At 68.0% G+C, this 26,013-nt stretch carries 26 protein-coding genes; 15 read left to right on the top strand and 11 right to left on the bottom strand.

Translation table 11 applies throughout. The features are described from left to right. Positions 1 to 14 precede the first annotated feature (14 nt). Together KXD96_RS07340 and KXD96_RS07335 are read right to left on the bottom strand one after the other, a co-directional pair. A complete protein-coding gene (locus tag KXD96_RS07340) occupies positions 15 to 2,645 on the bottom strand; it encodes a GH92 family glycosyl hydrolase (RefSeq protein WP_260743893.1) in 2,631 nt (876 codons plus the stop codon). Between the two features lie 9 nt (positions 2,646 to 2,654). Next, positions 2,655 to 2,846: a hypothetical protein gene (locus tag KXD96_RS07335; RefSeq protein WP_260743892.1), complete on the bottom strand. Its 192-nt coding sequence runs from the start codon at positions 2,844 to 2,846 to the stop codon at positions 2,655 to 2,657. On the opposite strand from KXD96_RS07335, the gene KXD96_RS07330 reads away from it, so the two are divergent. Both KXD96_RS07330 and KXD96_RS07325 read left to right on the top strand, forming a co-directional pair. Beyond that, on the top strand, positions 2,838 to 3,509 hold the full coding sequence (locus KXD96_RS07330; RefSeq protein ID WP_260743891.1) for an LpqN/LpqT family lipoprotein: 672 nt from the start codon (positions 2,838 to 2,840) through the stop codon (positions 3,507 to 3,509). The genes KXD96_RS07335 and KXD96_RS07330 overlap by 9 nt on opposite strands. Before the next feature lie 82 nt (positions 3,510 to 3,591). Then, a complete protein-coding gene (locus tag KXD96_RS07325) occupies positions 3,592 to 4,077 on the top strand; it encodes a hypothetical protein (protein WP_260743890.1) in 486 nt (161 codons plus the stop codon). Here the strand turns inward: KXD96_RS07325 and KXD96_RS07320 are convergent. The 4 genes from KXD96_RS07320 to galT form a co-directional block, all read right to left on the bottom strand. Continuing rightward, positions 4,048 to 4,761: a PAS and ANTAR domain-containing protein gene (locus KXD96_RS07320; RefSeq protein ID WP_260743889.1), complete on the bottom strand. Its 714-nt coding sequence runs from the start codon at positions 4,759 to 4,761 to the stop codon at positions 4,048 to 4,050. The two genes, KXD96_RS07325 and KXD96_RS07320, sit on opposite strands and share 30 nt — an antisense overlap. Positions 4,762 to 5,151: 390 nt before the next feature. Next, positions 5,152 to 5,871 carry a Mut7-C ubiquitin/RNAse domain-containing protein gene (locus KXD96_RS07315; protein ID WP_260743888.1) on the bottom strand — a complete coding sequence of 240 codons (720 nt, stop codon included), beginning with the start codon at positions 5,869 to 5,871 and terminating at the stop codon, positions 5,152 to 5,154. Next, on the bottom strand, positions 5,868 to 6,959 hold the full coding sequence (locus KXD96_RS07310) for a galactokinase (protein WP_260743887.1): 1,092 nt from the start codon (positions 6,957 to 6,959) through the stop codon (positions 5,868 to 5,870). Before KXD96_RS07310 ends, KXD96_RS07315 begins: the two co-directional genes overlap by 4 nt. After that, positions 6,956 to 8,035 carry a galactose-1-phosphate uridylyltransferase gene (galT, locus tag KXD96_RS07305; protein ID WP_260743886.1) on the bottom strand — a complete coding sequence of 360 codons (1,080 nt, stop codon included), beginning with the start codon at positions 8,033 to 8,035 and terminating at the stop codon, positions 6,956 to 6,958. Before galT ends, KXD96_RS07310 begins: the two co-directional genes overlap by 4 nt. A 113-nt stretch (positions 8,036 to 8,148) precedes the next feature. Here galT and KXD96_RS07300 point away from each other — a divergent pair, with 113 nt between their 5' ends. Beyond that, positions 8,149 to 10,401, top strand: coding sequence for an FUSC family protein (locus KXD96_RS07300; protein WP_260743885.1), 2,253 nt, complete (start codon positions 8,149 to 8,151; stop codon positions 10,399 to 10,401). Here the strand turns inward: KXD96_RS07300 and KXD96_RS07295 are convergent. Beyond that, positions 10,371 to 10,784, bottom strand: a complete 414-nt coding sequence (locus KXD96_RS07295; protein WP_260743884.1) for a hypothetical protein — start codon at positions 10,782 to 10,784, stop codon at positions 10,371 to 10,373. The genes KXD96_RS07300 and KXD96_RS07295 overlap by 31 nt on opposite strands. A gap of 94 nt (positions 10,785 to 10,878) precedes the next feature. Here KXD96_RS07295 and KXD96_RS07290 point away from each other — a divergent pair, with 94 nt between their 5' ends. Next, positions 10,879 to 12,138, top strand: coding sequence for a cytochrome P450 (locus KXD96_RS07290; RefSeq protein ID WP_260743883.1), 1,260 nt, complete (start codon positions 10,879 to 10,881; stop codon positions 12,136 to 12,138). A gap of 28 nt (positions 12,139 to 12,166) precedes the next feature. After that, positions 12,167 to 13,333, top strand: coding sequence for an FAD-binding domain (locus KXD96_RS07285; protein ID WP_260743882.1), 1,167 nt, complete (start codon positions 12,167 to 12,169; stop codon positions 13,331 to 13,333). Here KXD96_RS07285 and KXD96_RS07280 read toward each other — a convergent pair whose 3' ends face one another. Both KXD96_RS07280 and KXD96_RS07275 read right to left on the bottom strand, forming a co-directional pair. After that, positions 13,334 to 14,704, bottom strand: coding sequence for a cytochrome P450 (locus tag KXD96_RS07280; RefSeq protein WP_260743881.1), 1,371 nt, complete (start codon positions 14,702 to 14,704; stop codon positions 13,334 to 13,336). It abuts the gene before it with no gap. Positions 14,705 to 14,738: 34 nt separating this feature from the next. Further along, the gene (locus tag KXD96_RS07275) at positions 14,739 to 15,623 is read right to left on the bottom strand and encodes an alpha/beta fold hydrolase (protein ID WP_260743880.1); all 885 of its coding nucleotides are present in this window, start codon (positions 15,621 to 15,623) and stop codon (positions 14,739 to 14,741) included. Positions 15,624 to 15,732: 109 nt separating this feature from the next. On the opposite strand from KXD96_RS07275, the gene KXD96_RS07270 reads away from it, so the two are divergent. From KXD96_RS07270 to KXD96_RS07250, 5 genes are all read left to right on the top strand, one after another. Further along, positions 15,733 to 16,626: an NYN domain-containing protein gene (locus KXD96_RS07270; protein ID WP_260743879.1), complete on the top strand. Its 894-nt coding sequence runs from the start codon at positions 15,733 to 15,735 to the stop codon at positions 16,624 to 16,626. A 1-nt stretch (position 16,627) separates the two neighbouring features. Then, positions 16,628 to 17,806, top strand: a complete 1,179-nt coding sequence (locus KXD96_RS07265) for an MFS transporter (RefSeq protein ID WP_260745262.1) — start codon at positions 16,628 to 16,630, stop codon at positions 17,804 to 17,806. A gap of 153 nt (positions 17,807 to 17,959) precedes the next feature. Beyond that, positions 17,960 to 19,189, top strand: coding sequence for a cytochrome P450 (locus KXD96_RS07260; RefSeq protein ID WP_260743878.1), 1,230 nt, complete (start codon positions 17,960 to 17,962; stop codon positions 19,187 to 19,189). Positions 19,190 to 19,290: 101 nt separating this feature from the next. After that, positions 19,291 to 20,640 (top strand): hypothetical protein, encoded by a 1,350-nt coding sequence (locus KXD96_RS07255; RefSeq protein WP_260743877.1) that lies wholly within the window; start codon positions 19,291 to 19,293, stop codon positions 20,638 to 20,640. Between the two features lie 85 nt (positions 20,641 to 20,725). Further along, complete coding sequence (locus KXD96_RS07250; RefSeq protein WP_260743876.1) at positions 20,726 to 21,424, top strand: 2-thiouracil desulfurase family protein; 699 nt, start codon at positions 20,726 to 20,728, stop codon at positions 21,422 to 21,424. A gap of 40 nt (positions 21,425 to 21,464) precedes the next feature. Here KXD96_RS07250 and KXD96_RS07245 read toward each other — a convergent pair whose 3' ends face one another. Together KXD96_RS07245 and KXD96_RS07240 are read right to left on the bottom strand one after the other, a co-directional pair. Then, complete coding sequence (locus tag KXD96_RS07245) at positions 21,465 to 21,902, bottom strand: group III truncated hemoglobin (protein WP_260743875.1); 438 nt, start codon at positions 21,900 to 21,902, stop codon at positions 21,465 to 21,467. After that, positions 21,895 to 22,605 carry a metalloregulator ArsR/SmtB family transcription factor gene (locus KXD96_RS07240; protein ID WP_396878158.1) on the bottom strand — a complete coding sequence of 237 codons (711 nt, stop codon included), beginning with the start codon at positions 22,603 to 22,605 and terminating at the stop codon, positions 21,895 to 21,897. Before KXD96_RS07240 ends, KXD96_RS07245 begins: the two co-directional genes overlap by 8 nt. A gap of 143 nt (positions 22,606 to 22,748) precedes the next feature. On the opposite strand from KXD96_RS07240, the gene KXD96_RS07235 reads away from it, so the two are divergent. From KXD96_RS07235 to KXD96_RS07215, 5 genes are all read left to right on the top strand, one after another. Next, positions 22,749 to 23,753, top strand: a complete 1,005-nt coding sequence (locus tag KXD96_RS07235; RefSeq protein WP_260743873.1) for an Acg family FMN-binding oxidoreductase — start codon at positions 22,749 to 22,751, stop codon at positions 23,751 to 23,753. Between the two features lie 29 nt (positions 23,754 to 23,782). Further along, entirely contained in the window at positions 23,783 to 24,700 is a 918-nt protein-coding gene (locus KXD96_RS07230; protein ID WP_260743872.1) for an alpha/beta fold hydrolase, read from the top strand. A gap of 102 nt (positions 24,701 to 24,802) precedes the next feature. Further along, positions 24,803 to 25,270 (top strand): OsmC family peroxiredoxin, encoded by a 468-nt coding sequence (locus tag KXD96_RS07225; protein ID WP_260743871.1) that lies wholly within the window; start codon positions 24,803 to 24,805, stop codon positions 25,268 to 25,270. A 17-nt stretch (positions 25,271 to 25,287) separates the two neighbouring features. Beyond that, complete coding sequence (locus tag KXD96_RS07220) at positions 25,288 to 25,824, top strand: hemerythrin domain-containing protein (protein ID WP_260743870.1); 537 nt, start codon at positions 25,288 to 25,290, stop codon at positions 25,822 to 25,824. Then, positions 25,802 to 25,993 (top strand): ferredoxin, encoded by a 192-nt coding sequence (locus tag KXD96_RS07215; RefSeq protein ID WP_260743869.1) that lies wholly within the window; start codon positions 25,802 to 25,804, stop codon positions 25,991 to 25,993. Before KXD96_RS07220 ends, KXD96_RS07215 begins: the two co-directional genes overlap by 23 nt. Positions 25,994 to 26,013: the final 20 nt, after the last annotated feature.

The raw sequence follows: 26,013 nt of genomic DNA, 5'->3' as shown, positions 1-26,013 counted from the left end.
CGCCCGCCACGGAATCAGCTATATGGGGATTGCACAACCACGAGAATAATTGAGGTGCGGGCACTTTGGCCGACCGCGGAGGTCAAATAGACCAGGTAGTACTGCTCGGACACCGATCGTGCGACCGTGATGGGTACGTCGATGGTCGCCGACCCGTCGGAGGAGAACTGGCCCGCCGTGGGCGTCACGGTGATCCCGGCGGCCGAGGCGGTGCCAGTGACGATGTAGCCGCCGGCGTCACCGACCATGCGTTGAGCGTCGAGTTTCACGGAGCCCTTGGTTCCCGGCGGGATGGTGACGATGGGGTCGGGGATGTTGACGGTCACGGCGGAGCTGCCCGCACCGAACGACGGCGGCGCCGAGGACTCACTTGTGCCCCAACGCCTGTCCGGATAGGCGGCGAGCGAGAAGGCCAGCTCCCCGCCGGTGCGGACGAATGACTCGGGCAACCACGTGTGATCGGTGCCCCGGCCGTCGACGCGCAGGCCGCTGATGTAGTTGAGGTGGTGCGGTCCGGACGCGCCCGGCGCGGAGATCCGAATGGCTTTGCCGCCGGGAAGCGCGATCAGGGCGCGATCGAAGAGCGGTGCGGCCACGGTGAGGATCGACGTTCCCGGGGTGCTCGGATAGAGGCCCAGGGCCGCCCAGACGTACCAGCTGGCCAGCGCGCCCAGGTCGTCGTTGCCCGGCTCGCCGTCGGGCGTCGGGCCGAACAGCCCGCGCACCCGGTCGACGGTGCGCTGGGTCTTCCACGGTTGGCCGATGTAGTTGTACAGCCACGGCACCCCGAAACCCGGTTCGTTACCGGCCCACAGATAGGGCTCGTTCGGGCCGACGTTGAGCTTCTTGGTGAAGCCGTCGAGCCGCCCGGCCACCGCCTGGCGGCCGCCGAGGGCCGTCACCAGGCCGTCGACGTTGTGCGGCACCCACCAGACGTATTGCGCGGCGTTGCCCTCGTCGAATCCGATCTGGCCGAAGTCCGAGGGTGACACCACGAACGCCGGGCCCGCGTGGAAGAAGGTGGTCCAACTGCGGGGCGAAATGTAGCGGGTGGTGGGGTTGAACAGGTTCTGCCAGTACTGCGACCGGGCCTGGAATTCGGCGGCGGTCGCCGTGTCGCCGAGCGATGCGGCGAACCGCGAGATGGCGAAGTCGTCGACCGACCACTCCAGCGTGATCGACGCGTCGGCGATCCAGCCGTCGGTGCGGAACTCGAAGGAGAACGGTGCGTAGCCGAATTGCAGATACGTGTTGATTCCCGGTCGCTCGACGTAACCGTTAAGCCCGACACCGCCTTTCGTCGCCGCATTCACCATGTAGCGCAGCGCCGCCTGGGTGTCGAAATCCTCGGCCCCGAAGGCGTGAAAGTTCACGATGAGTGGGACCACGTTGTCTCCGGTCATCTCGGCGGTCGCGGCGTTGGCCACTGGCCAGCGTGGCAGCGCCCCGCTCTGCTCGGCATCGTTCACCAGCGATTGGGCCATATCGCTCGCCCGGTCCGGGAAGAGCAGCGCCTGCAACGCCGCCAGGCAGCGGTAGGTGTCCCAGTCGGAGAAGTTGGCGTACTGCGTGTGCCCCGCGGCCACGGTGTGCACGGCGCCGTCGAATCCGATGTAGCGTCCGTCCACGTCGTTGAAGGTGTTGGGGTGCAACAGCGATCGGTACAGGGAGGTGTAGAAGGTCTCCAGGTCGTCGACGTTCCTGCCGGCGACGGCGATGCGAGACAGGCTGGCGTTCCAGTCCCGCGCCGCCGCGGCGCGCATGTCGTCGAAGCTCGCCGCGCCCTCGGCCGCCAGGTTCGCGCGCGCCCCGTCGATGCCGACGTAGGAGATGGCGGTCCGCACCTCGAGCACCGCTCCGGCCGGGAATTGCAGGTATCCGCCGCTGTACGACGAATTCGCGCTGCGCGCACCAGGATAGACCGCTAAGCCGTCCCACGCCCCGTAAGAGGTGAAAGGCTGGCTGAACTTCATCGCAAAATAAACCGTGTAGGTGTTGTTCTTGCCGCAGAATCCGCCGCTGGTGGCCCAGCCCGTGATCGTGGTGTTGTCCTCCCCGATCTGGATGGTCGCGCGGGAGTTGCCCGCCAGCGACGCACCGGAGCGCACCTGGAACAGGGCCGGGCGGCCGTCGCGGGGGTAGCTGAATCGGCCGACGCCCGTGCGCGTGGTGGCGGTGAGTTCCGCCTTCACCCCGGTGTCCGGGAAGCGCACCGTGTAGTAGCCGGGCATGCCCTGTTCGGTGTCGTCGTGGGCGATCCGTTCCCAGGCCTTCCAGGGTTGCAAGCCAATTCCGTTGGTCGTCGGCAGCATTGAGATGTCGCCGAACGCGGCGCAGCCCACCGAGGCGTGGGTCATGCTGAACCCGGTAGCGCGTGAGTTGTCGTAGTTGTAGCCGGCGTAGTTGCCCACGGTGTCCGGCGAGTACTGCACCATTCCGAACGGCACAGTGGCGCCGGGGAAGTTGTTGATCTCCCCTACCCTCGCGCCGCCCGTCCCGGTGCCGATGAGCGTGGCGACGTGGTCGACCGGATTCGCCACGAACGCCGGCTCGCCATCGTAGGCAAGCGGCGGCGCCGCGGCGATGAACGCCATGAAGACGACCGACGCCGCCAGCAGCGCGACGATGGCCCTCCGTGACCGCATACCTGTCTCTTACTGGACGACGGTGAATTCGGTGGGTGTTTCCCGGCCGAATTGGATAACGATTTGCGGGCCGGGCGCGGCACCGCCCACAAAGTTGCCAAAAATACCGGCAAACACGCACACCATTTCGGCTACTGTCATCTCGGCGTCGCCGGCGCTCGTACCGGCACCAATTTTCGGGAGATTGGATTTATGAAACATTCGACAATAGCAACCATTTCCGTGGCGCTGAGTTTAGCGCTCGCCGGTTGCGGCAGCGACCACAAATCCGGCAGCCAATCGTCGACCTCGACGACCACATCCACGTCGACATCGACGACGTCGTCCGCGACGAGCACGACACCGGTCGCGAAAGCCAAGTACACCATCGCCGACTACGTCAAGGACAACCACATCACCGAGACGCCGGTTCATCACGGCGATCCCGGCCCGAACGTCGACCTGCCGGTGCCCCCCGGCTGGCAGCTCAACCAGAACGCCGGCTCGTCGTACGGCGGCATCGTCTCCACCCAGCCCAGCAACCCCAACGACCCGCCCACCGTTACCGCCCTGTTCTCCAGGCTCACCGGCGACGTGGACCCGGCCAAGATCATCCAGTACGCCCCTGGCGAGGTGCAGAACCTGCCCGGATACGACGGCGGTGACGGCAAAGCGTCCACGCTCGCCGGCTTCCAGGCGTGGCAGCTCGGTGGCACGTACGAGCGAGACGGCACCACCCGCGTCATCGCGCAGAAAACCGTGGTGATCCCCAGCCAGGGCGCGGTCTACGTGCTCCAGCTCAACGCCGACGGGCCACAAGCCGATCAGGGCCCGTTGATGGACGTCACCAAGGTCATCGACGACCAGACCACCATCACGCCGTAACCGACGAACGTGACGGCGCCACGGGACGTTGCGCGGCGCCGTCACGTCATCGCCGGGCCGCAGAACGGGATTAATTAAACGCATGCCAGAGCAGTCATATGCGATAGACGCGGGGCACCCACCGTCGGCGCTGCTGCGCTTCATCAACCCGATGATGGGTTTCCTGCTGCGCACGCCGCTCGCCGGATCCGCCCGCAAGCAGCTGATGGTGCTGGGCTTCACCGGGCGAAAAACGGGGCGGCAGTTCTCACTTCCGTTGAGCGCCCACGTGATCGACGGTCAGCTCTACGCGTTGACCGGCGCTCCCTGGAAGCAGAACTTCCGCGATGGCGCGCCCGCCCAAGTCGTCTACGACGGCAAGACGACCGCGATGCGCGGCGAGCTCATCCGCGACCGCGACGTCGTCTCCGACCTCTATGCGCGCTGCGCCGAGTCCTACGGCGTCCGGCGCGCACAACGGATGATCGGGCTGAAGTTCCGCGATCAACGCATGCCGACGCGTGAAGAGTTCACCGAGGCGGTCGACCGGATGCACCTTTCAGCGGTGCGCCTGACTCCGGCCGGGTAGCCGCTGCTCGTCGGAGCCGGACGCCCGCAGGTGCGCCGTGAGCAGGCGTTGGTCGAACCGCGAGCGCGACGCGATGACCTGCTTGCCCAACTCGGTGAAGTCTTTCGCGATTTGCTCGGCGAGGACCGCCAGCTTCATGTTGCGCACCTGCGACAACGATTTGAGCAGGTTGAACGCCGCCATCTCGTCGACCCCGTAGACCAACATCAGCATCCCCTTGGTCCGGTCGATGGCGCCGCGACGCTCGGATATTTCGGCCACCTTCGCGCTGATGTTCTCCTCGCGCTTGCGGCTGGATGTCGGTGTGACGTCGACATAGAAGCCGTGGGTGCCGATGACGTCGCCGTTGCTGTCGCACAACTCATCACCCACCACGACCACGTCATGGGTCTTGCCGCGGGCGTCGACGATGCGGTGCCTGGTGCTGAACACCTGCCGGCGTTCGATCATGTCGTCGATGGTTGCGGACACGTGATGGCGATCGCTCGGGTGCTTGTGGGCAATCACCAGCTCGGTCGTCGGAGTCACCGTTCCGGGTTCGTAGCCGTGCATCCGATGCACCTGATCGGACCATTCCCAGCGCTGGTCTTCGAAATAGAAGCGAAACCAGCCGGCCCGCTGGGGCGTACCGCCGGCCAGGGCCTGCTCAACCGCGGCTGTCTGGCCGTCTAGTTCAGACGCCACCGCACACGCTCCGTGTCCGATTTGGCCGCCGATCGCTTCCCGAGCGATTCTTGCCGGATGGCCTCGCTTTCCCGCAGCCGGATCTCGGTCGCGCGACACAGTTCGCGTGACCGCTCGAGCTGTTGGTGCGAGCGCTGCATGGAGCTGGCGACAGAAAGCCGCAGCGATCTAGCGGCCTCGGAGTATGTCCCCCGGGGGGCCCCGGCGCTGCGCCGGAGGGTCTCCCGGAGCACGGCCGTCCGGCGCGCCGAACGGGCGCGATGAGCCCTTTGCCGGCACGCCGACGAGCAGTACACGGCGTCGGACCGGGCCGCGAAGGCGACACCGCACACCGCGCACAGGATTGGCCCCATACCCGTTACGTTACAACTATTCGACCGCCCCGTCGGGTCAATCGAGCTGCTCACGCAGCCTGTCGACCAGCCGGACCAATTTCGCGTAGTGGGACCCGGGCCAGTAGACCCGCCCGCATTCCGTGCACCGGCTGAACTCCTCGTAGTACCGGCGCGTGCGCGGCTCCAGCTGATCGATTACCTCGCCCTTGCTGACCCGGGTCAGCGCGCCATTGCAGCGCACGCAGCGGGTCAGCGGCGCCAGCCGCTGGCCCAAATCCAACCGTCGCAGGACGTCGAGCGCCTGCTGCTCGGGATCGTGGGAGCGAACGAACAGGCCGTGGGTGACGGCGCGGCGCTTCAAGAGGCCGCGATCACGGGTCAGCAGGATCCGGCGTTGCCCGCCGCTGATGTCGGCCAACGTCTTGTCGTCCGCGTCATTCGACCACCACACGTCGAATCCGAGCAGGCGCAACAGCCACGCCAGCCGACCGAGGTTGACGTCGACGACGAACCTCGGGTCGCGGAGCCGCTGTGGCCCGGGATAGGCGGCGATACGGTCGCCGAAACCGGGGCGGTGGGCGAAGGCACACGGGGACCCGTTCACCATGATGAGGCCTACCTCGGTGTGCGGGATGCCCATCGCCTCCAGCACGTCCTTGACGGTCTGGTGCGGCCGGAACGGGCGGCGCACCGTCGCCCCGCGCGACTCGGGCGCCAGGAAGTCGTTGAGTTCGGCGTACACCCGAACTTCGACGTACCCGGTCGGCTCGTTCACTCACACGGCCCCGCGCCCGCGGCGGCGTGGGTTCGGGTGATCACCGGCTGCTGAAAACCGGCGCCGCCCACCGCGCGCCGCACCGCCTCGTCGACCGCGCCGGTGCGCTCGGCGGGGACCAGCGCAATCACGCAACCCCCGAATCCCCCGCCGGTCATCCGCGCGCCCAGGGCGCCCGCCCGCACCGCGGTGTCGGCGATCAGGTCGATGTGCTCGGTGGTGATCTCGAAGTCGTCACGCATGGACGCGTGCGAGGTGTTGAAGAGCCGCCCGGCTTCGGTGAAGTCCGAATCACCCAGCGCCGCAACGCAATCGAGCACGCGTTGATTCTCGCTCAACACGTGGCGGGCCCGGCGGGCGTCGACCGGGTCGCGCACCGCGGCGACGGCGGACGGCCCGCGGTCCTGGACCTCGCGCAGCGAGGACACCCCGAGATCCGCGGCCGCCCGCTCGCACGACGCGCGCCGCGCGGCATAGTCGCCGCCGGCGTGGCTGTGCCGGGCGCGCGAGTCGATGAGCAGCAGCGCCACACCGGCGGCGTCCGGGTCGAAGGCGACCGGCGCGACCGTGAGATCGCGGAAATCGATCAGCAGCGCCGTCGACGGCCGGCCGAACAGCGACGCCAGCTGATCGAGCAAACCCGTTGGGGCGCCGACGTAGTCGTTCTCGGCGCGCTGGGCGAGCCGCGCCTGCTCTTTCGCGTCGATGCGCACGCCGGCGGCGACCACGATGGCGCCCAGCGCCGCGCACTCCAGCGCCGCCGACGACGACAGGCCCGACCCAATCTGCACGTCGCTGGTGATCCGCATCGCGCCGCCGGGCACCGGGTGGCCGGCCTGACGCAGCGCCCACACCACCCCGGCCACGTAGGCGGCCCAGCCGGCCACACCACCGGGAACGGTGTCGAGCGGAATGCGCACCGAGCCGTCCGCTTGGTCGCTGGCCACGGTGATCGCGTCACCGCCGTTGGGCGTGAACCTCACCACCGTGCGTTGCGGCAGCGCGATCGGCAGCGCGAACCCCAGGTTGTAATCGGTGTGCTCCCCGATCAGATTGATCCGCCCGGGGGCGGCGTAGGACACCGTCATCCAAGGTCCCGCAGCCGCCGGGCCACGCTTTCGGGCGTGACATCGCTGATGAACGCGTCCATCGCCGACTCGGAGGCCGCCAGGTACTTGAGCTTGGTGGCGCTGCGCCGGATCGACATCAATTCGACGTGGAAGTAGCCGTCCGCCTGCGCGTCGGTGTCGGCGTACTGGTGCAACGCCGAAATATAGGGCAGCGGTGCGGAATACATCTTGTCGAATCGCCTCAGCACGTCGAGGTAGACCCGCGCGAATCCGTCGAGTTCCTCCTCACCGAGTTCGATGATGTTGCGCACCAACCTGTTCGGGTAGATGTGCACCTCGACCGGCCAGCGCGCGGCGAACGGCACGAACGCGGTGAACAGGTCGTCGCGGGCGACGATTCGGCTGCCGTCGGCGACTTCACCGGCCAGTAGGTCGGCAAAGAGATTGGTGCCGTGGCGCGTTCGGTGCTCGCGTGCCTGGTCGAGCATCGCGGCGGTGCGCGGCGTCAGATACGGATAGCCGAAGATCTGGCCGTGCGGGTGGGTCAGCGTCACCCCGATCTCCTCGCCGCGGTTCTCGAAGCAGAACACCTGCTCGATGCCCGGGGTGGACATGAGGTCGCCGGTGCGGTGCCGCCACGCCTCGATGACCAGCCGGGCGTGCGGCGGCTCCAGTTCCGCGAACGAGCCGGTGTGCTTGCTGGAGAAGCAGATCACCTCGCAGCGGCCCTGCCCCGGCACGGACACGAAGCCGTCACCGGCGGGCCCGAGTGCGGGGCCGGCGCCGGACAGGCTGGGGAACCGGTTCTCGAACACCACGACGTCGTAGTCCGGGGCGGGCACCTCGCTGGTCAGGCCGCTCGGGCCGGGGCACAGCGGACACTGGTCCGGGGGCGGCTTGTAGGTGCGATCCTGGCGCAGCGCCGCGACGATCACCCACTGCCCCGTTGTCCGGTCGAACCGCAACTCGGTCCGCTGCTCGTCGCGCGCCGGCAGCGGCCTACGGTCTTCGACCGGCGCCGGACGGTGCCCGGGCAGCGCGAAGAACAGCAGGTCGCGGCCGTCGGCCAGCTTCGCCCGCGTCGGCGCTGTCACGATGTCGAAGACTAGCCTGGCCGCCGTGCCGCAGTTCGGGTAACCATGATGGGTCCAGCAGGCGACAAGGGGGCGCGGCGATCGCTGTTCTTTATGACCAAGCCAGCAACTGGGTGATTGGCTCCGATCCCGGTTTGCTTCGGCTGCGGATGGCGACTCGGACCACGGCCGCACTCGGCTGTTCGCTGCTGGCCCTTTACGTCCTGACCCGGGCGACGGGGCAGCCACTGACCGTCGCCTTGCTGGGCGTGGTCATCACCATGGTCGCGTCGCGATCCGTCAATGAGCCGGACCCGCGCCAGCAGCGGATCACCATGGCGCTGTTGCCCGTGCCCGCCGCCGTATCCATCACGGCCGCCGCGGTGCTCGCGTCCCACCAGGTGGTCAGCGACGTGGTGTTCGTGGTGGTCGTGTTCACCGCGGCGTACATTCGCCGCTTCGGGGCGCGGGGCAGGGCGCTGGGCATGGTCGCGTTCATGTCCTACTTCTTCACGTTGTATCTGCGAGCACGCATCTCGGAGCTGCCGTGGATGATCGGGGCGGTCGCGGTGGGCGCGGTGTGCACGTACGTGATGACCACCTACGTCATGCCCGATCGGCCCGAGCGCGTGCTGCGGGCGACCATCCGGGCGTTGCGGGCCCGAATGGCGATCGTCGTCGACACCACGGCGGAAGCCGTGCGCACGGGCCGCCTCGACGAACGGCGGCGTCGTCGCATGCGGGCGCGGACGACTCGGCTCAACGAGACCGCCCTGATGGTGCAGAGCCAGATCGAGGACAAGGCCGACCCCGCCACGCTATGGCCGGGTGTCACCGCCGAACAATTGGCCCCCTGGCTCCTGGACGCCGAGCTGGCCATCGAATGGGTGGCGACGGCCGGCCGACGGGCCGCGACGCTGGCCGCGGAGAACCCGAGCGCGATACCCGCACAAACCCGGGCCGCGCTCGTCGACGCGCTCTCGCGGCTGGCGCGGGCCATCCGCCTGCCCGAGCCTGATGGCCTTCAGCGAGCCGCCGCCCAAGCGCAACGGCTGCTGGACGAGCAGTGCGATCCCGCGGACGACGACCCGGGTAGCGCCGCCGTGCGCCGCCTCGCCCTGGCGATAATCAACGCCGCCACAGCGACTTCCGACGTGCGGGCCATCGTCGACCGCGGGGCGGGCGCCGTGGGGAGCACGGACGGCGAGCGTCCGCCGGCCTGCGACGGCGCGGCCCCAGAGGACGCCGCCGAGCCGGCCGAGGAAGCACGACCCCAGGGCCTGCGGCCGACCACCCGTCAAGCCATCCAGGTCACCGTCGCCGCATCGCTGGCCATCGTCGTCGGCGAGCTGGTGTCGCCGGCCCGCTGGTATTGGGCGGTGATCGCCGCGTTCGTCATCTTCGCCGGCACCAATTCGTCGGGCGAAACCTTGACCAAAGGCTGGCAACGCCTGCTCGGTACCTTGCTCGGCGTGCCGTGCGGCGTGTTGGTGGCCACGCTGCTCGCCGGCGACAGGACGGCCGCGCTCGCGGGCATCTTCGTGTGCCTGTTCTGCGCCTTCTATTTCATGACGGTCACCTACAGCCTGATGACCTTCTGGATCACCACGATGCTGGCGTTGCTATACGGCTTGCTCGGCCAATTCTCATTCGGCGTACTGATGTTGCGGATCGAAGAGACCGCGCTCGGCGCGGTCATCGGAGTCACCGTGGCGGTCGTCGTGCTGCCCACCCACACCAGAGCCGCGATCCGCGACGACACCCGGACGTTTCTGGCCAGCCTGTCGACGCTGATCGACGTGTCCACCTCGACCATGTTCGGTGAAGCCAAGACCGTGAGCCCGTCCGAGCAGGCACGCCAGCTCGGACGGGACCTCCAGCAGTTCCGGGTCACCGCCAAGCCGCTGGTGGCGGGGGTCGCCGGGCTGGCCGGACGGCGCAGCATCCGCCGCGCGCTGCGCATCTTCGCCGCGTGCGACCAGTACGGCCGCAGCCTGGCGCGCAGCAGCGAGCAATACCGGGACCGGCTGGGTTCGCAACCCCTTGCCGTTGAACTGGCCCAAGCCTTCTCGGCCGCCGCGGCCCAGACGCGGCGCAACATCGACGCGCTGGCGGCCGCCATCGGTAGCGGCGGCGCGCCGACCATGGTCTCGGCGGCCGACCACCTCGACGCCGCCGAAACCCTGGCCCGGCAGCGCGATGGCGAGGCGGGATCACGGGCCCAACCGCGCCCCGATACCCGGCCATTCCTCACCGCGGTACACGCCCTCCGGCAAATCGAGCGCGCCGTCGTGACCGCGGCCACCAACCTCGGCGGGCGCGAAACCGCCGGCGCAGAATTCCACACTGACGGATTTCAGAGGCCGGGTAGGCAGGCCGGGAAATAGCAGGGCTGATTGGGCCCCTGAGCCTTTCGCACCAAGTCGAACAGCGCAAACATGGTTTGCAACAGCCGCAGTTCCACCCCGGGCCGTTGCGCCGGCGGAAGGTTTTGTACGTCGTTGGACACCGTCGTGGCCTGCTGCTGCAGTTGCGCCACCCGTTGCTGTCGTTGCGCCGGGGTGAGGTTGTCCCAGTTGTCGTGCAGGTCGGCCACCTGCCGCTGCAGCTCCGCGACTTCCGATTCGGGGTCGGACTGCGGGGCCGGGGGCGGCTGCAACGGGCGGACGTGGCTCGGGATGGGCGCCGCGGTGACCTCGGCCTGCGCGCAACCGGCCGTCGCCAGCGCGCCGGCGGCGAGGGCGGCCGCCACCATCGCAATGGTTTTCATGGAGGCTTCTTTTCTTCAGGTTTCGGCTTTATGGTGCTGGCAGTAAGACACGCCGGCTTTGCTACCGATCCCAATAGTCGCCAGGAAAAATCCGATGGCCACACCGAACCTCCCGCCGGGTTTTGATTTCACCGACCCCGACATCTACGCCCACCGGCTGCCGGTGCGCGAGTTCGCCGAACTGCGTGCCACGGAACCGATCTGGTGGAACGAGCAGGCGCCCGGTGCGGGCGGGTTCGGCGACGGTGGCTACTGGGCGGTGACCAAGCACCGCGACGTCCGCGACGTCTCGCTGCGCAGCGACGTCTTTTCCTCGGCCACCAAGTCGATCGTCCCCCGGTACCGGGAAGAGTTGGCGGCGGGCCAGATTGAGGCGGGGCGGGCGTCGATGATCATGATGGACAACCCCGAGCACAGCCGGTTGCGCAAGATCGTCTCGCGGGCCTTCACGCCCCGCGCGGTCGAGCGGCTGCGTGCAGAACTGTCCGAGCGGGCGCGGCGCATCGTCACCGAAGCCGCGGCCGCCGGTTCCGGCGACTTCGTCCGCCAGGTCGCCTGCGAGTTGCCCCTGCAGGCCATCTGCGGGCTGCTGGGGGTCCCGCACGAGGACTACGACAAGCTGTTCGACTGGACCAACAACATGATCGGCAGCGACGACCCGGAGTTCGCCGACAACGACGCGCTGACGTCTGCGGGCGAGTTGATGTGGTATGCAATGCAATTGGCCGCGCGAAAACGGGAAAATCCGGGGGACGACATCGTCACCACGCTGATCCGGGCCGACGCCGAGGGGCAGCGCCTGTCGGAGGCGGAGTTCGGCATGTTCGTGGTCACGCTGGCCGTCGCCGGAAACGAGACGACCCGCAACTCGATCACGCAGGGAATGATGGCCTTCACCGACCACCCTGCGCAGTGGGAGGTGTTCAAGGCGCGGCGGCCCAAGACCGCGGCCGACGAGATCATCCGTTGGGCGACACCGATCACGGCGTTTCAGCGCACCGCGTGCGAGGACACCGAGCTCGGCGGGGTTCCGATCAGCAAGGGTCAGCGGGTGGTGCTGTTCTACCGCTCGGCCAACTTCGACGAAGAGGTCTTCGACGACCCGTATGCCTTCAACGTCTCGCGCAGCCCGAACCCGCACGTCGGCTTTGGCGGGACGGGAGCGCACTACTGCATCGGCGCGAACCTGGCGCGCATGACGATCGACCTGATGTTCAACGCGCTCGCCGATCACGTGCCCGACCTGGCCCCGCTGGCGAATCCCGAGCGGCTGCGGTCGTCGTTCATCAACGGCATCAAGCACTGGCAGGTCGATTACCGGGGTTCGCGCGGCCTGGGTCAGCAACGAGTTTGACAACGCGGGTGCGAGCGTAGAGGCCACCATGAGGATCGCCATCAGCGGTGCCGGCGTGGCCGGGGCGGCGCTCGCGCACTGGCTGCACCGGACCGGCCACACGCCGACGCTGATCGAGCAGGCCCCACACTTCCGCACCGGCGGCTACATGATCGACTTCTGGGGCGTCGGCTACCAGGTGGCCAAGCGCATGGGCATCGAGGGGCCGATCCGCGCAGCGGGTTACGAGATGGAACGGCTCCGGTCGGTGGGCTCGCGCGGCGAGGTCAAGGCGGACGTCGACGTCAACGTCTTTCGCCGGCTCCTCGGCACCGACTTCACCAGCCTGCCGCGTGGCGACCTGGCCGCCGCGATTTACACCACCATCGAGGGCAAGGTCGAAACGATCTTCGGCGACAGCATCGCCTCCGTCGACGAGCACGACGACGGCGTCCGGCTCACCTTCGACAGCGGCGGCACCAGGGAATTCGACCTGGTGATCGGCGCCGACGGACTGCATTCAAATGTGCGCCGCCTGGTCTTCGGGGCGGAGCGACAATTCGAGCACTATCTGGGATGCAAGGTCGCGGCCTGCGTGGTCGAGGGCTACCGGCCACGCGACGAGTTGGCCTACGTCACCTACGCCACGCCCGGGCGGCAGCTGGCGCGTTTCGCTCTTCGCGGCGACCGCACCACGTTCTTGTTCATCTTTCGGGCCGAACACGGCGACCCCGGTGTGCCACCAAAAGAACAGTTAGGCAACACCTTTGGCGACTGCGGCTGGGAGGCCAACGGCATGCTGGCTGCGCTCGACGATGTGGACGACCTGTACTTCGACGTCGTCAGTCAGATCAGGATGAACAAATGGTCGCGCGGCCGGGTGCTGTTGATCGGCGATGCGGCGGGATGCATTTCGCTGCTCGGCGGCGAGGGCACCGGCCTGGCGATCACCGAAGCCTATGTGCTGGCCAGCGAACTCACGCGCGCCGGAGGCGACTACCGCCGCGCCTTCGACGCCTACGAAACGCGCCTACGCCCCTTCATTGCGAGCAAGCAGGGCGGCGCGGCCCGCTACATCGGGTTCTTCGCCACCCGGACCCGATTCGGGCTGTGGTTCCGAAACCTGGCGCTGCGCACGATGAATTTCGGTGCCCTGGCAACGCTTTTCGCGGGCAGCGTGCGTGACGACTTCGAGCTGCCGGACTACGGCATCTAGCTACCGGGCCGGTGTCCGTGTGGCCCCGGGCACTGTGGCGGGGACGTCTCTGATCGCCCTCACGCGAATGCGAGCGCCGCGATGCGGCACCAGGACAACGAATTTCAGCTTCTGGCGTTCATCGGCCGCCCCCGTCGTGCACAGCTCGGCGCGGCGCAGAATCTCACGCAACACCACGCGCATCTCGACCATGGCGAAGCCGGCGCCCAGACAGCGGCGGTTGCCGCCGCCGAACGGGAACCAGGTCGTCGGGCTCAGCGTGGCGCCCAGCATGCGGTCGGGGTCGAATCGGTGCGGATCCGGGTACACCGACGCGCTCGTGTGCACCAGCCCCATTCCGGGCGCCACCATGACCCCGGCGGGCAGCCGGTAGCCGGCCACGTCGGCCGGCCCGGTGAGCACCCGCCCCACGTCGAAGACCACCGGACGGATCCGCAACGTCTCCTTCACCAGCGCGTCGAGATACTCGTCGCCGGCCGGATCGCCCGCCGCGCCGGCCTCAGCGGCGGCCACGGCCTTGGCCAGCACGGCCGGGTGGCGGGTCAGTCGCTCGAGCGCCCAGGACAACCCGTTCGCGGTGGTGTCGTGCCCGGCCACCAGCAGCGTCATCAGCTGATCCCGCAGCTCACGGTCGGACATCGTGTGCCCGTCGTCGCCGGCGCGTACCAGCATGGCCAGCACGTCGGTGCGGTCGGCCAGGTCGGGGTCCGCGCGACGCTCGGCGATCTCCGCGTAGAGCAGGCGGTCGGCTTCGGCCATTCGCCGACGCAGCCCTCGCCACGGGAGGTGGCGCTGCAGCTCCGGCTTCGCCAGCGCCAGTGTCGCCCACGAACCCACGGTGAGCAGCCGCGGCATGATCGCGCGGAGCGCCGCGAGCCGGGCCGGGTCCGTGGCGCCGATGACCGTGCGCAGGATCACCTCGAGGGTGATCTCCGCCATTTTGGGGGCGGCCGCGAAGCTCTTGCCCACCGGCCATCCGGCGACGTTCGCCGCGGCGATCTCGGCCATCAGCCCGGCTTGGCGTGCGACGGCGTCGCGATGAAATGGCGGCAGCATCAGACGCCGCCGATCCCGGTGGACGTCTTCGTCGATCACCAGAAGGGAGGTGTCGCCGAGCAACCCGCTGAGCATCGAGTTCGCTTCGCCGGCATGGAAGACGCGCGGATCGCCGGCAAACACCGTCTTGATGTCGGCCGGGTCGGCCAGATACACCACAGTGCCCATTCCCGCGACGCGCAGCGTGAACACACTCCCGTAACGACGGCGGCAGGCGGCGACGAAGTGCGACCCGCGGTACAGCATGAGCGCCGCCTGTACCGCCCGGGGCAGCCGGGGCCCCGGTGGAAGCGCCGTACGTGCGGCTTTGCGCATCGCCGTAATCTTATGACCGGCTTGCGTGGTGAAGCTATGCCTCGGATGACAGCCGCAGCCGGGTGGCCGCCGTTTGGTGGCGCTCGCCGTTAGCGATGAAGTCCTCGATCAGCTCCACCACCTGGTTCGGCGCCTCCACCTGTGCGAAGTGGCCGACGTCGGGCAGGATTTCGAGCCTGGCGTCGGTGCGGGCCTCGTGCGCGGCGTACGCGTGGTCCACGGGGATGATGCCGTCACGCTCGCCCCAGATCGCCATGACCGGTAGGTTCTCACGCAGCCGCAGCCTGTTCAGCGCGCTGACCGCCTGCCCGCGGTAGTCGACCACCGAGCGCAGCGTCCGCAGAAACGACTGGCGCGTCTCGCCATCGGCCAGCGACGAGTAGGCACTCCATAGCTCGGCCCCGCGCGGCGACCGGATGCCCGCGCTTGTCAACCACGTCCTGAGCCGGTTGCCGACGGACAGGACGGGCTTCGGCGCGATGATCGGCAATACCAGCTCCGCCCCGGGCGCCGAGAGCAGCCGCAACACCCAACCGACGTCGGGACCGAGGCCGCCGCTGCTGATTAGGATCAGCCGCTTGGCGTAGTCGGGATGCTGATAGACGAACTGCATCGCGACCCCACCGCCGAGCGACTGACCGACCAGGGTGGCCTGGCTGACGCCGAGTTCGTCGAGCAGGTCACGGAGCCAGACCGCGAAGGCGCCCAACGAATAGTCCGTGCGGGGCTTCGCCGATTCGCCATGGCCGAGCAGGTCCGGGGCGATGACCCGGAATTTCTTCGACAGCGGCGGTATCACCGACCGCCACGTCACCGAACTGCCCGCCATGCCATGGATGAGCAGGAGCACCTCACCGTCGCCCTCGTCACGGTAGGCGACCCGATCGCCATGCAGCTCGAGATACTTCAACTGGCCCATTGGCCATGGGTACCCGCTCTGGCGCTCGTTATGGCCGCGCCGGGACAAATCGTGACGGAAACCGCTTCCGGCCCCCACGGTGCCGGAGACCTCAGCGATGATTTAGTCCATGACCGAACCGGTTGCCGCCCGCGTGGCCGTCTACCTCGACTTCGACAACATCGTGATCTCGCGATACGACCAGGTTCATGGCCGCAGCTCGTTCCAGCGGGACAAAGCCAAGGGCCTTGAGCATTATGCCGAGCGGCTGGACCGGGCCACCGTCGACGTCGGCGCGATCCTCGACTTCGCGTCGTCGTTCGGGACCCTGGTGCTCACCCGCGCCTACGCGGACTGGTCGGCGGACATCAACGCCGGGTACCGCGGGCAGTTGGTGGGCCGCGCGGTCGATCTGGTGCAGTTGTTCCCCGCGGCGGCCTACGGCAAGAACGCCGCCGATATCCGGCTGGCCGTCGACGCGGTCGAGGACATGTTCCGGCTGCCCGACCTGACCCACGTGGTGATCGTGGCCGGCGACTCCGACTACATCCCGCTGGCCCAGCGCTGTAAGAGGCTCGGCCGGTACGTGGTGGGCATCGGGGTGGCCGGCGCGTCGAGCCGGGCGCTGGCGGCCGCCTGCGACGAGTTCGTCATCTACGACTCGCTGCCGGGCGTGCCGGCGCTGCAACCCGCGCCCGCGGACGCCGGCGCCGAGGCGAAGCCGGCCAAGCGTCGGGCCGGGCGCGCCAAGGCGGCGCAGCCCGAGGAACCGGAGCCACCCGATCCGCAGGCCGCCGCCACCGCGCTGCTGACGCGCGCGCTGCAGATCGGCCTGGAGAAGGACGACGCCGATTGGCTGCACAACTCCGCGGTGAAGGCACAGATGAAGCGGATGGACCCGTCGTTCAGCGAAAGGTCTTTGGGATTCCGGTCATTCAGCGATTTCCTGCGTTCGCGATCCGATCTCGCCGAGCTGGACGAGACATCGACAACGCGGATGGTGCGGCTTCGTGCCCCAGAGTGAAATCGCCTCGGGGTCGCGCTGGCTCACCCGCAACGTCCGGGTGCTCTCCGGGGTGTCGTTCCTGCAGGACACCGCCAGTGAGCTGTTATATCCGCTGTTGCCGATCTACCTGACGGCCGTGCTGGGTGCGCCGCCGTCGGTGGTGGGAGCCGTCGAGGGCGCGGCCGAGGGCGCGGCGTCGCTGACAAAACTCGCCGCGGGACCGCTGGGCGACAGGTTTGCCCGGCGCCCGTTGATCGCCACCGGTTACGGGATGGCCGCGCTCGGGAAGGTCATCATCGCGGCGGCCGCGGCGTGGCCGGGGGTGCTGGCCGGTCGCGTCGTCGATCGGCTGGGCAAGGGCGTTCGCGGCGCGCCCCGCGACGCACTGCTGGTGGACGACGTGGACGACGCCCTGCGTGGCCGGGTCTTCGGCTTCCACCGCGCGATGGACACCTTTGGCGCCGTCTTCGGTCCGCTGCTCGGGCTGGCGGGTTACGAGCTGCTGGACCACCGCATCCCGCCGTTGCTGTATGTCGCGATAGTGCCCGCTGTCCTGTCCGTGGCGCTCGTCTTTCTGGTGCGCGAGCGCGGCCGTCACGCTCCGCGAGCGCAGCGGCAGTCGATGTGGGCCGGCGTGGGCTCGTTGCCCCAACCGTACTGGGGGGTGACTGCGCTACTCGTGGTCTTCAGTATGGTGAACTTTCCGGACGCCCTCTTGTTGTTGCGCCTCAACGAGATTGGCTTCTCGGTGGTGGGCGTGATCCTGGCGTATGTCGGATACAACGCGGTGTATGCATTGGCGAGCTACCCGGCCGGCGCGCTCGCCGACCGCATCGGCAGGCCGGCGTTGTTCGGCCTCGGCCTGGCATTCTTCGCGATCGGCTATATCGGCCTCGGACTGACCACCGACACCGTGACGGCATGGCTGCTGATCGGCGCCTACGGGATGTTCACCGGGTGCACCGACGGCGTCGGGAAGGCCTGGATTTCCGGGCTGGTCGACCAGGAGCATCAGGCCAGCGCGCAGGGCGTGTTCCAGGGCGGCATCGGACTGGCCGTGCTGGTGGCGGGGTTGTGGGCGGGATTTTTGTGGGGCTCTAACGGCCAACTGCCACTGCTCATTTCGGGAGTGACCGGCGGCGTCTTCGCCGTGGCGCTGATCGGCGGCCAGCTGCTTCGCGTTGTGCAGCGCAGGTAGCGCGCCCGGGTGCGGTGGCGGTGGCCACACATACGTTCTGCTTTGTATGGCCGACGCCGTTGGGCCTGCCGCCGTCGTTGACATTCAACCCGGCTCGGCCATACATTGTGCGAAAGTTGTCGCGAACCTCGGCGCGACCTTGAGGAGACCCTCATGACCGTCGGTACCGCTCCCACAAGCGTTTTCGACGCCGATCTGCCGACGCTGGACTACGGCCCCGAAGAAACCCCGGCCGACGTCTATCCCCGCCTGCAGGCGGCGCAACGGCGCGCTCCCGTCGCCATCGGACCGCACGGACCCGAAGTCCTCTCCTACCGCCTGGTCCGCTCCGTTCTTCGCGACGCGCGGTTCCAGATCCCGCCCGGGATCAATCTGCTCGTCCAGGGCGTCACCTCGGGCCCGCTGTGGGACAAGGTGACCAACAGCCTGCTGTGTCTGGAGGGCGACGCGCACCATCGGCTGCGCAGCCTGACGTCCAAGGCGTTCACGCCCCGCGCGACCCTGCGGCTGCACGACACGATGGCCGACGTGATGAACGAGCTCGTCGACAGCGTCATCGACGCGGGCCGCTGCGACGTCGTCACCGACCTCGCGCGCCCCTACCCGGTCCCGATCATCTGCGCATTGCTCGGCGCTCCGCGCGAGGACTGGCAACAGTTTTCGTTGTGGGCGGACGACGTCTTCAAGGCCTTCAGCTTCAGCGTCGACCTCCGGGAGGTCGAGCCTGTCGTGATGCGGGCGTGGGGCGAACTCGACGACTACGTCGACGACATGGTGGCGCGGCGGCGGCACAGCCTGACCGATGACCTGCTTTCCGACCTGATTCGCGCCGAGGACGACGGCGACCGGCTCAACACCGCGGAACTGCGGATGCTGGCCGGCGGCCTGCTGCTGGCGGGGACGGACACCACCCGGAACCAGGTGGCCGCCTCGGTGCACCTCCTCTGCGAGCACCCGGGGCAATGGGGCCTGCTCAAGGAGCACCCCGAGCTGGCGATGCGCGCCGTCGAGGAGACCATGCGCCACTCGCCGATCGCGTGCGGAACCGTTCGCCTGGTGGCCGAGGACGCCGAGCTCGACGGCTACCTCTTTCCCGCCGGCACCATGGTCCTGGTGAACACCGCCGCGGCCAACCGTGACCCGGCGGTGTACGACGACCCGGACCGGGTGGACATCACGCGCGAGGCGGCGCCGCCGATCTTGACCTTCGGCGGCGGTGTGCATTACTGCCTGGGCGCCAACCTGGCCCGGCGCGAGCTCGCCGAGGCGCTGAACGTCATCGCAGGCCGGCTGCTCAACCCGCGCGTCACCGGGCCGGTTCCGTGGAAGCCGATGGTGAGCCTGAGCGGCCCGAAGAGCCTGCCCATCGAGTTCGACCGATAGGCGGGCGGGGGCTCCGTGTGACGAAGAACGCCTGACGCAAGTCGCGGTCGGTCCCGGCCCGCTTTACGCTCGTTGGTCACACGAACTTAACGGGGGTGTTGATGAGCGCGTTTGCGGGGCAAACCGTGCCCAAATATGGGCTTGCCCTTGTCGCGTCGGTCGCCTGCCTGGGGGTCGCGTCCTGTTCGGAAACCGCTTCCCCGCCCGCGGCGACGCCGACTACCTCGACCTCTTCGTCGAAAACCGCCACCAGCTCCGTTCCCTCGCCGGCGGCGATAACGGGTCCGCTGGAAAAGGATTGGAAAATCTATGGCGGAACGGCGTACTTCGGTTGTCCCGAGAAATTTGCGTTCGGCAAATCCGCACTCGAGCAGATCCGCCCGAAAGTCTTCGATCCGAAGACCGGGCAATACGTCGCTCCGGCCGTTCCGGCGGTTGCCGCCGGCGAGAACCTCGTCGGCGCCATGTGCGCGCTGACGGGCACCGCCGACGACATGAAGGTCGTCTACATCGTCACGACCGTCAAAACCGCCCAAGCCCAACAACCGGAGGTCACCAAGTCGACCGCGTACGCCTTCGACTCCAAGGCGGGCCAACCGCTGACCACCAAAGAGCTGCAACCGCCGGCCCCGGACCTCAAGTTGACCCCGGCGCAGGACTGGGGGCTGTCCTCCACCGCCGCGGGGGTGGCGTGGATCAAAGCCTTCACCGACGGGCACGCCCCCAATTCGCCGCCGCGGACCGTGCTCCTTTCCGGCGCCGACCTGTCGATGCCGTGGAACGACCCGCAATCCGCACGCGCCTGGCAGGACGTCCTTGCGTTCCAGCGCAACACCGACCCCGCCAAGACCTCGGGCGCCGAGCTGCGCCGGCCCAACGGAGAGACCATCTATCAGGACAACGACATCGGCAGCGTGGACGCCGAATTATCCGACGGGCCAGACAAACTGGTGAAGATCACGCACTGGGATTCCTACAATCCGCCGGTGCGGTCGACCATGTTCTACGACCTGAACGCGAAGGCCGTCATCAAGATCGGCGACTCCGATCGCATCCCCGGTGGCGGGCTGTCCGCGACGTTGTCCGACGGGAAACTGTTTGTCGACGGCCATGATTCGGACAACTCGCCGTTCGGCTTCGGGGTGTGGAACCTGCGCAGCCAGCAGTGGGATTTCTTGAAGACGCGGGATGAGGCGAAGCAGATGTCGATCGCCAAGGTGGCGTTCTTCGAAGACCACCTCTACATCACCAAGGCCGGCAATACGTTTGCCGTCCTGGCGCTGCCCGCCACCGATCCGGTTGCCACCACCTGGTCCGTCCGCCCGTTCGCGCGGATATCGGGCTGGACTCTGGTATGCCGCGGCGAGAATGCCGCGGCGCTGAACGGCGATTGCAAGGACATCGTGATGGTGCAAGACCAGGACGGCCACTTCCCCGGCCCCTGGTCCTGAACTTTTCTCACCCGTTGATCGGGGAATCGGCCTTCGGTGACCTTGGCCCCTACTGAATGGTCGAGCGAATGTCGATGCTCTCGGTATGCGTGGCAGACGACCGGAGCTGCTGCTCGACCAACTTCGTGACGAGCGCGGCCGGCGCGTTGTGCTCGTCTCGCACTGTCTGCTGAACGAGAACACGCGTTACGCCGGCGGCGCAACGCGACCTGGCGCCGTGCCGGAGGCGGTCGAGGAGCTGATCAGCGCGGGTTACGGGATCCACCAGCTGCCGTGCCCCGAGCGGCTGGCGTGGGGCGGGGTACTCAAGCCCCACAGCCTGCTCCTGTACTCCTCCAAGGGAGGCTTGCTGTATCCGCTCCGCGGTCCATTGCTGCGCGCGTTCATGCTCTGGACCCGCCTCGTCTATCGGCGACTGGCACGGCGGGTCGTTCGCGACGTCGCCGACTACGAGCGTTCCGGGATCACGGTCGCCGGCGTGGTCGGGATCGGCGCCTCGCCATCGTGTGGGGTGACCAGCACGTTGGATATGCGGGCCTCGCTGGAGGTGGTCGCGGCCTGTCCGGCCGCCGCCCTCACTCGCGACGTCATGAACGAACGGGCCGTCCTGGGATGCCGCCGTAAGGGTGAGGGCCTGTTCATCGCGGCGCTCGATCGACAGTTGCGCCGCCGGGGATTGGAAGTTCCGGCGCTCGAGCACGACCTCGCGGCGGAGCTTCGCGGTTCGCGGCAGGCGCTGCTCGTCGCGCGGCCGTCGCGGACCCTGGGCAGAAGGGACCGTTAGTTCGGGACGGGCGCCCGTACACGTCGCCGGCGGCACCAGTTCAGCGTGCGATCAGGGCGTCCAGTTCCGGCGTGTCCGTGCCCGTTAGTCGTCGGTGCATGGCCCAGGCGATCCTGGCGCCCTGGGTCTTCGCGCGCTCGGCGATGGGCCCCTCGAACATCGCATCGACCGTGTCGTTCCACACCACCAGCCATCGCACAAAGTGCCGGCCGCTCAACGGAGTTCGGTGATGGACATGCCGGTGGGCCCGCAACGCGCTGCCGCGGTAGAGTCCGGCACCGAAGAGCGCGGTCTCCCAGAAGTCGGCCATCACCGGAATGTGCGAGTCCAGGCCCCTGTCGCGCAACTCGGCGAACGGCTCGCCAAGGGTGTCGTCGAGCATCACCCGGCCGTAGAACCGGCGCAACAGCGCCTCGATATCGGAGCGGTCGGCGAGGTCGGCGACCGCTTGACCGGCCTGCGCGTGCGAGTCAGTCATGCGCGATCACCCGGGCAAGGCACAGTTCGGGTTCGACGAAAGGTTCGAGCTCGGCCCGCATCACCGAACGTGAAGAAGCTGAATCACCCTTGCGGGCAGCAGCATTCGCGAGCAGGCCGCGCAGCATTCCGTGGTGCATGGCGCATGCCACCTCGGGATGCGCGCGGGCCAGATCCCGGACCGGGCAGCTGTGTAGCTGGATGGTCCGCTGCTCGCCGCTCGTCGATGTTTCCGGCTGGGTGAGCTCGGGACCGAATCCCATCCGGTCAAAAACTTTCGCAATCATCGACGCTCGCTCCTCGAGGGCCGTCCTGGGTTCGGCGCCGTCTGAAACCTGTTGTCTCGCCGCATCGTCACTCATGGTGCGGTCGGCCCATCGCCGCCCGGCGGCTTCGGCGCGGCGACGACGCTCGGCGACGGTGTCGCCCAGTTCGAGCGCCAAGATCTCGGCCAGGGTGCGATAGTCCAAGCGCTCCCGCACCGCGAGGTACCCGGTGCGGGGACGACCGACACCGGCCCGCGCGATCCGGATGCGCTCGACGACTCCGTCACCACACAACGCGTCGAGGTGGAAACGCACCGTCGTCTTGTGCAGTCCCAACCGGGCGGCGAGTTCGGCCGCGTCGACCGGCTCGTCGTGTTCACGCACCAGTTCAAGAACGCGTTGGCGCTGCCGGTTGCGACCCGCGCGGTGCGGCTGCACGGCCCCGTCCCCTTAGTGGTCGTCCACCCATACGTCCTCTCGACCTGTTGCTTTTTACCTATTTAAAGGATATTATTCATTAATAATAACACCTGGTCGTCAGGCTAAGTCGTTACCGGGTCCGAGCAGGGAAGGCCCCAGCCATGAGCACTCAATTCCCCGATGCCGAGACGCTCAACGCGGTCCTCACACTGGCCACCCGGGCGCCTTCCATCTACAACACGCAACCCTGGCGGTGGCGGGTGGACCGAACGAGCCTGCACCTCTACTCCGACCCGCGCGTCCAGTTGCCCAACACCGACCCGGACGGCCGTGACGCGATGCTGAGCTGCGGTGCGACGCTGAACCATTGCGTCGTCGCGTTAGCGGCGACGGGGTGGCATGCCGAGGTGCATCGCCTACCCGACCCGGATGACCCCAGCCACCTCGCGGCCATCGAGGTGTCCCCCCGTACCCCCGATCACACCGATGTCGCGCTGGCGGAGGGGATCTCGCGACGCCGGTCTGATCGGCGAATTTACGGCGCCTCTCCGGTGCCGGCGAGTGACATCGCCGCGATGGTTGATCTCGCCACCCGGATGGGGGTCATCTTGCGCCCGGTCGACGCCATGGACAAGCTGACCAAGATCGTGAAGCAAGCTGCGCGGAATCACGCCACCAACCGTGACTACCTCGTCGAGCTCACCATGTGGAGCGGGCGGTACGGCTCGAGGGCGGGTGTCCCGTCCCGCAATATCCCGGAGCACGACTGCAGTGTGCGGATACCCGGCCGCATCTTCGCCGGACCCGGGCTGGCGCAGCCGCTGGGAGCCTCGCCCGCCGCAGACAACGCCGCCATCCTGGCGCTGGGCACCGAGGCCGACGACCGTCTGGCTCAGCTCCGCGCCGGCGAAGCGGCCAGCGCGGTACTGCTGACCGCGACGAGGTTGGGACTGGCGAGTTGCCCGATCACCGAACCCCTGGAGATCCCGACCACCCGGGAAGCGGTCCGCTCCAACGTGTTCGGCGTCGACGGATATCCACAGATGCTGATCCGGGTGGGCTGGGTGCCGGTCAACGTCGATCCGTTGCCGCCAACCCCGCGGCGGAGGCTTTCCCGCGTGGTGGAATGGTCGAAGGAGTCTGAGCAATTAGCGCGCATCGGGTGAGTAGCCGACCGGCCAGTCTCTCGCCGCCTATGCGGGAATTCACCGTCCACCGCAACGGTATTCACCTCTGTTACGAGTGCATCGGCCGCGTCGGGGAACCGTTGCTGTTGATCAGCGGCCTCGCGGCCGACAAGCATTATTGGCACGACGAATTCTGTGCGGCCTTGCTACGGAACGGATTTCACGTCGCACGGTTTGACAACCGCGATTCGGGTCGGTCGACCCACCTGGACGGGGTTCGGGCTCCGTCCCGGCGGAGGGCACGGCGCGATCCGGGCGCCCCCCCCTACGGGCTCGAGGACATGGCCAAGGACGCGGCCGCCGTCCTCGACGCGCTGGGCTGGGCCTCTGCTCACATCGTGGGGCACTCGATGGGCGCCATGATCGCGCAGACACTGGCCATCGACCACCCCACGCGAGTCCGCTCGCTCACCTGCGTCAGCGCGACGCCGTCACCGGACATCGGTCGGCTGAGCGTGATGACCATGCTGCGCCTCTCGCGGACCGTTCCCGGCGTGCTGGGTGGACAACCACCGCGCGGACCCGCCGAGGCGGGCGAACGGCTCGTGCGCCAGCACCGCGTCATCGGTTCGCCCGGCTATCCCCGTGACGAAGCCTGGCTGCGTCACCTCGGCGAACTGATGTATGCCCGGGGAGGATTCGATCCGGCCGCGCGGGCCCGCCAAGCCGCCGCGATGCTGGCCCACACCGACCGCCGACCTGACCTCGCCAGATTGCGCATCCCCGCCGTCGTCCTGCACGGCCGGGACGACCGGCTGATCCGTTGCGCAGGCGGACGCGCGATAGCCGAGGCCATTCCCGACGCGACGCTGGTGCTCCTGCCGGGTATGGGCCATGACCTGCCAAAGCCGCTGTGGCCCAGCATCATCGAAGAGATCAGAACCGTCGCCGATCGCGCCGGGGGCGACACGTGCGCACATCGTTGACCGTGGCTCTGGCCAACGCACCGACGACCGTCTAGAGTTTACACAAATCGAGGTTGTAAAAACTGACCCCCTGGGTCCCGGACGAAGGAGTCGTCGTCGACCATGACCATTGCGGAGCGGAGCACGCAGACCCGGTGGGAGGGTCCGCTGGCGTCGGGGGAAGGAAGGCTGTCGAACGGCAGCAGCGGAGCGCTGGACGGCCTGCCGTTGACCTGGGCCGCCCGAACCGAGCAGCCCGGCGGAAAGACCAGCCCGGAAGAGCTGGCGGCGGCGGCGCATTCGTCGTGTTTCGCGATGGCCTTGTCGTTGAAGCTGGGCGAGAACCACACCCCGCCACAGCGACTGGACGTCGTGGCCACCGTGACCCTGGATGCTGTCGACGGGGTCCCGACGATCACGTCTTCGCGGCTGAAGGTCACCGCGCAGGTCGCCGGCCTGGACGCCGAAACGTTCGCGGCCGTGGTCGACCAGGCCGCTGAGTTGTGTCCGGTGTCGCGATTGTTTGCCGGCGCCGAGATCAGCGTCGACGCCACGCTCGACGAGCTCGAATCGTCCCGCGCGGCGCACTGACGGGCAGGGGCATCACGATGGCCGACCCGGTGTTGTCTGCCGCGTTGGAGCGCGAGCATTACGAAATCGACTCTCAGATAGAGGATTTCATCCGGGAGCTCGACGGTGGCAGCGTGCGGGCCGACGCCTTGACGGTGGCGCTCGACGCGCTGCGCCGGCACATCTATCTCGAAGAAACGTTGCTGTTCCCGCCGATCCGTGAGGCGGGAATGGTCATGCCGATCTTCGTGATGATGCGTGAGCATGGTGAGCTGTGGCAAACCATGGACACCCTGACGCGCCTTCTCGCCGAGGGCGCCGACGGCCGGCAACTGGAGCACACCTGCCGTCAGCTGCTGGATCAACTTCAGCGGCACAACTCCAAAGAGGAACCCATCATTTACCCGCACGCCGACACCGACCTGCCACCGCAGGCCAGCGCGGAATTGAGCCGGTTCATCCGGACCGGCCGGACCCCCGAGGGATGGGTGTGCCAGCAGGCGGGTGCGCAGCATATGCAACCTGCCGAACTCGCATCGAAGGAGGATTCTCATGCGCGTCGTGGTAGACCGTGATCGGTGCGAAGGCAATGCCCTCTGCGTCAAAGCCGCGCCCGAGGTGTTCGCACTCGACGACGATGAGTACGCCGTGGTGATCGCCGACCCGGTCCCCGCCGAACAGGAGGCGCTCGCCGAGAAGGCCATCGCGGACTGCCCGCGCGCGGCGCTGTCCCGCAAAGACTAGGCACCGCCGCGTCGGCGGCC

Origin of the sequence: Mycobacterium sp. SMC-2 (genome assembly GCF_025263485.1) — a bacterium.
Taxonomy (GTDB): domain Bacteria; phylum Actinomycetota; class Actinomycetes; order Mycobacteriales; family Mycobacteriaceae; genus Mycobacterium.
The sequence above is the reverse complement of the archived record's forward strand: the minus strand, read 5'-3'. Positions and strand labels throughout refer to the sequence as shown.

Bases quoted from the DNA above. Each gene is read 5' to 3' on its own strand.
- KXD96_RS07285 (WP_260743882.1), top strand. From the start codon at position 12,167: ATGAGGATCGCCATCAGCGGTGCCGGCGTGGCCGGGGCGGCGCTCGCG.
- KXD96_RS07250 (WP_260743876.1), top strand. From the start codon at position 20,726: ATGCGTGGCAGACGACCGGAGCTGCTGCTCGACCAACTTCGTGACGAG.
- KXD96_RS07225 (WP_260743871.1), top strand. From the start codon at position 24,803: ATGACCATTGCGGAGCGGAGCACGCAGACCCGGTGGGAGGGTCCGCTG.
- KXD96_RS07330 (WP_260743891.1), top strand. From the start codon at position 2,838: ATGAAACATTCGACAATAGCAACCATTTCCGTGGCGCTGAGTTTAGCG.
- KXD96_RS07230 (WP_260743872.1), top strand. From the start codon at position 23,783: ATGCGGGAATTCACCGTCCACCGCAACGGTATTCACCTCTGTTACGAG.
- KXD96_RS07275 (WP_260743880.1), bottom strand. From the start codon at position 15,623: ATGGGCCAGTTGAAGTATCTCGAGCTGCATGGCGATCGGGTCGCCTAC.
- KXD96_RS07245 (WP_260743875.1), bottom strand. From the start codon at position 21,902: ATGACTGACTCGCACGCGCAGGCCGGTCAAGCGGTCGCCGACCTCGCC.
- KXD96_RS07260 (WP_260743878.1), top strand. From the start codon at position 17,960: ATGACCGTCGGTACCGCTCCCACAAGCGTTTTCGACGCCGATCTGCCG.
- KXD96_RS07255 (WP_260743877.1), top strand. From the start codon at position 19,291: ATGAGCGCGTTTGCGGGGCAAACCGTGCCCAAATATGGGCTTGCCCTT.
- KXD96_RS07220 (WP_260743870.1), top strand. From the start codon at position 25,288: ATGGCCGACCCGGTGTTGTCTGCCGCGTTGGAGCGCGAGCATTACGAA.
- KXD96_RS07270 (WP_260743879.1), top strand. From the start codon at position 15,733: ATGACCGAACCGGTTGCCGCCCGCGTGGCCGTCTACCTCGACTTCGAC.
- KXD96_RS07325 (WP_260743890.1), top strand. From the start codon at position 3,592: ATGCCAGAGCAGTCATATGCGATAGACGCGGGGCACCCACCGTCGGCG.
- KXD96_RS07235 (WP_260743873.1), top strand. From the start codon at position 22,749: ATGAGCACTCAATTCCCCGATGCCGAGACGCTCAACGCGGTCCTCACA.
- KXD96_RS07280 (WP_260743881.1), bottom strand. From the start codon at position 14,704: ATGCGCAAAGCCGCACGTACGGCGCTTCCACCGGGGCCCCGGCTGCCC.
- KXD96_RS07340 (WP_260743893.1), bottom strand. From the start codon at position 2,645: ATGCGGTCACGGAGGGCCATCGTCGCGCTGCTGGCGGCGTCGGTCGTC.
- KXD96_RS07290 (WP_260743883.1), top strand. From the start codon at position 10,879: ATGGCCACACCGAACCTCCCGCCGGGTTTTGATTTCACCGACCCCGAC.
- KXD96_RS07215 (WP_260743869.1), top strand. From the start codon at position 25,802: ATGCGCGTCGTGGTAGACCGTGATCGGTGCGAAGGCAATGCCCTCTGC.
- KXD96_RS07295 (WP_260743884.1), bottom strand. From the start codon at position 10,784: ATGAAAACCATTGCGATGGTGGCGGCCGCCCTCGCCGCCGGCGCGCTG.
- KXD96_RS07335 (WP_260743892.1), bottom strand. From the start codon at position 2,846: ATGTTTCATAAATCCAATCTCCCGAAAATTGGTGCCGGTACGAGCGCC.
- KXD96_RS07310 (WP_260743887.1), bottom strand. From the start codon at position 6,959: ATGACGGTGTCCTACGCCGCCCCCGGGCGGATCAATCTGATCGGGGAG.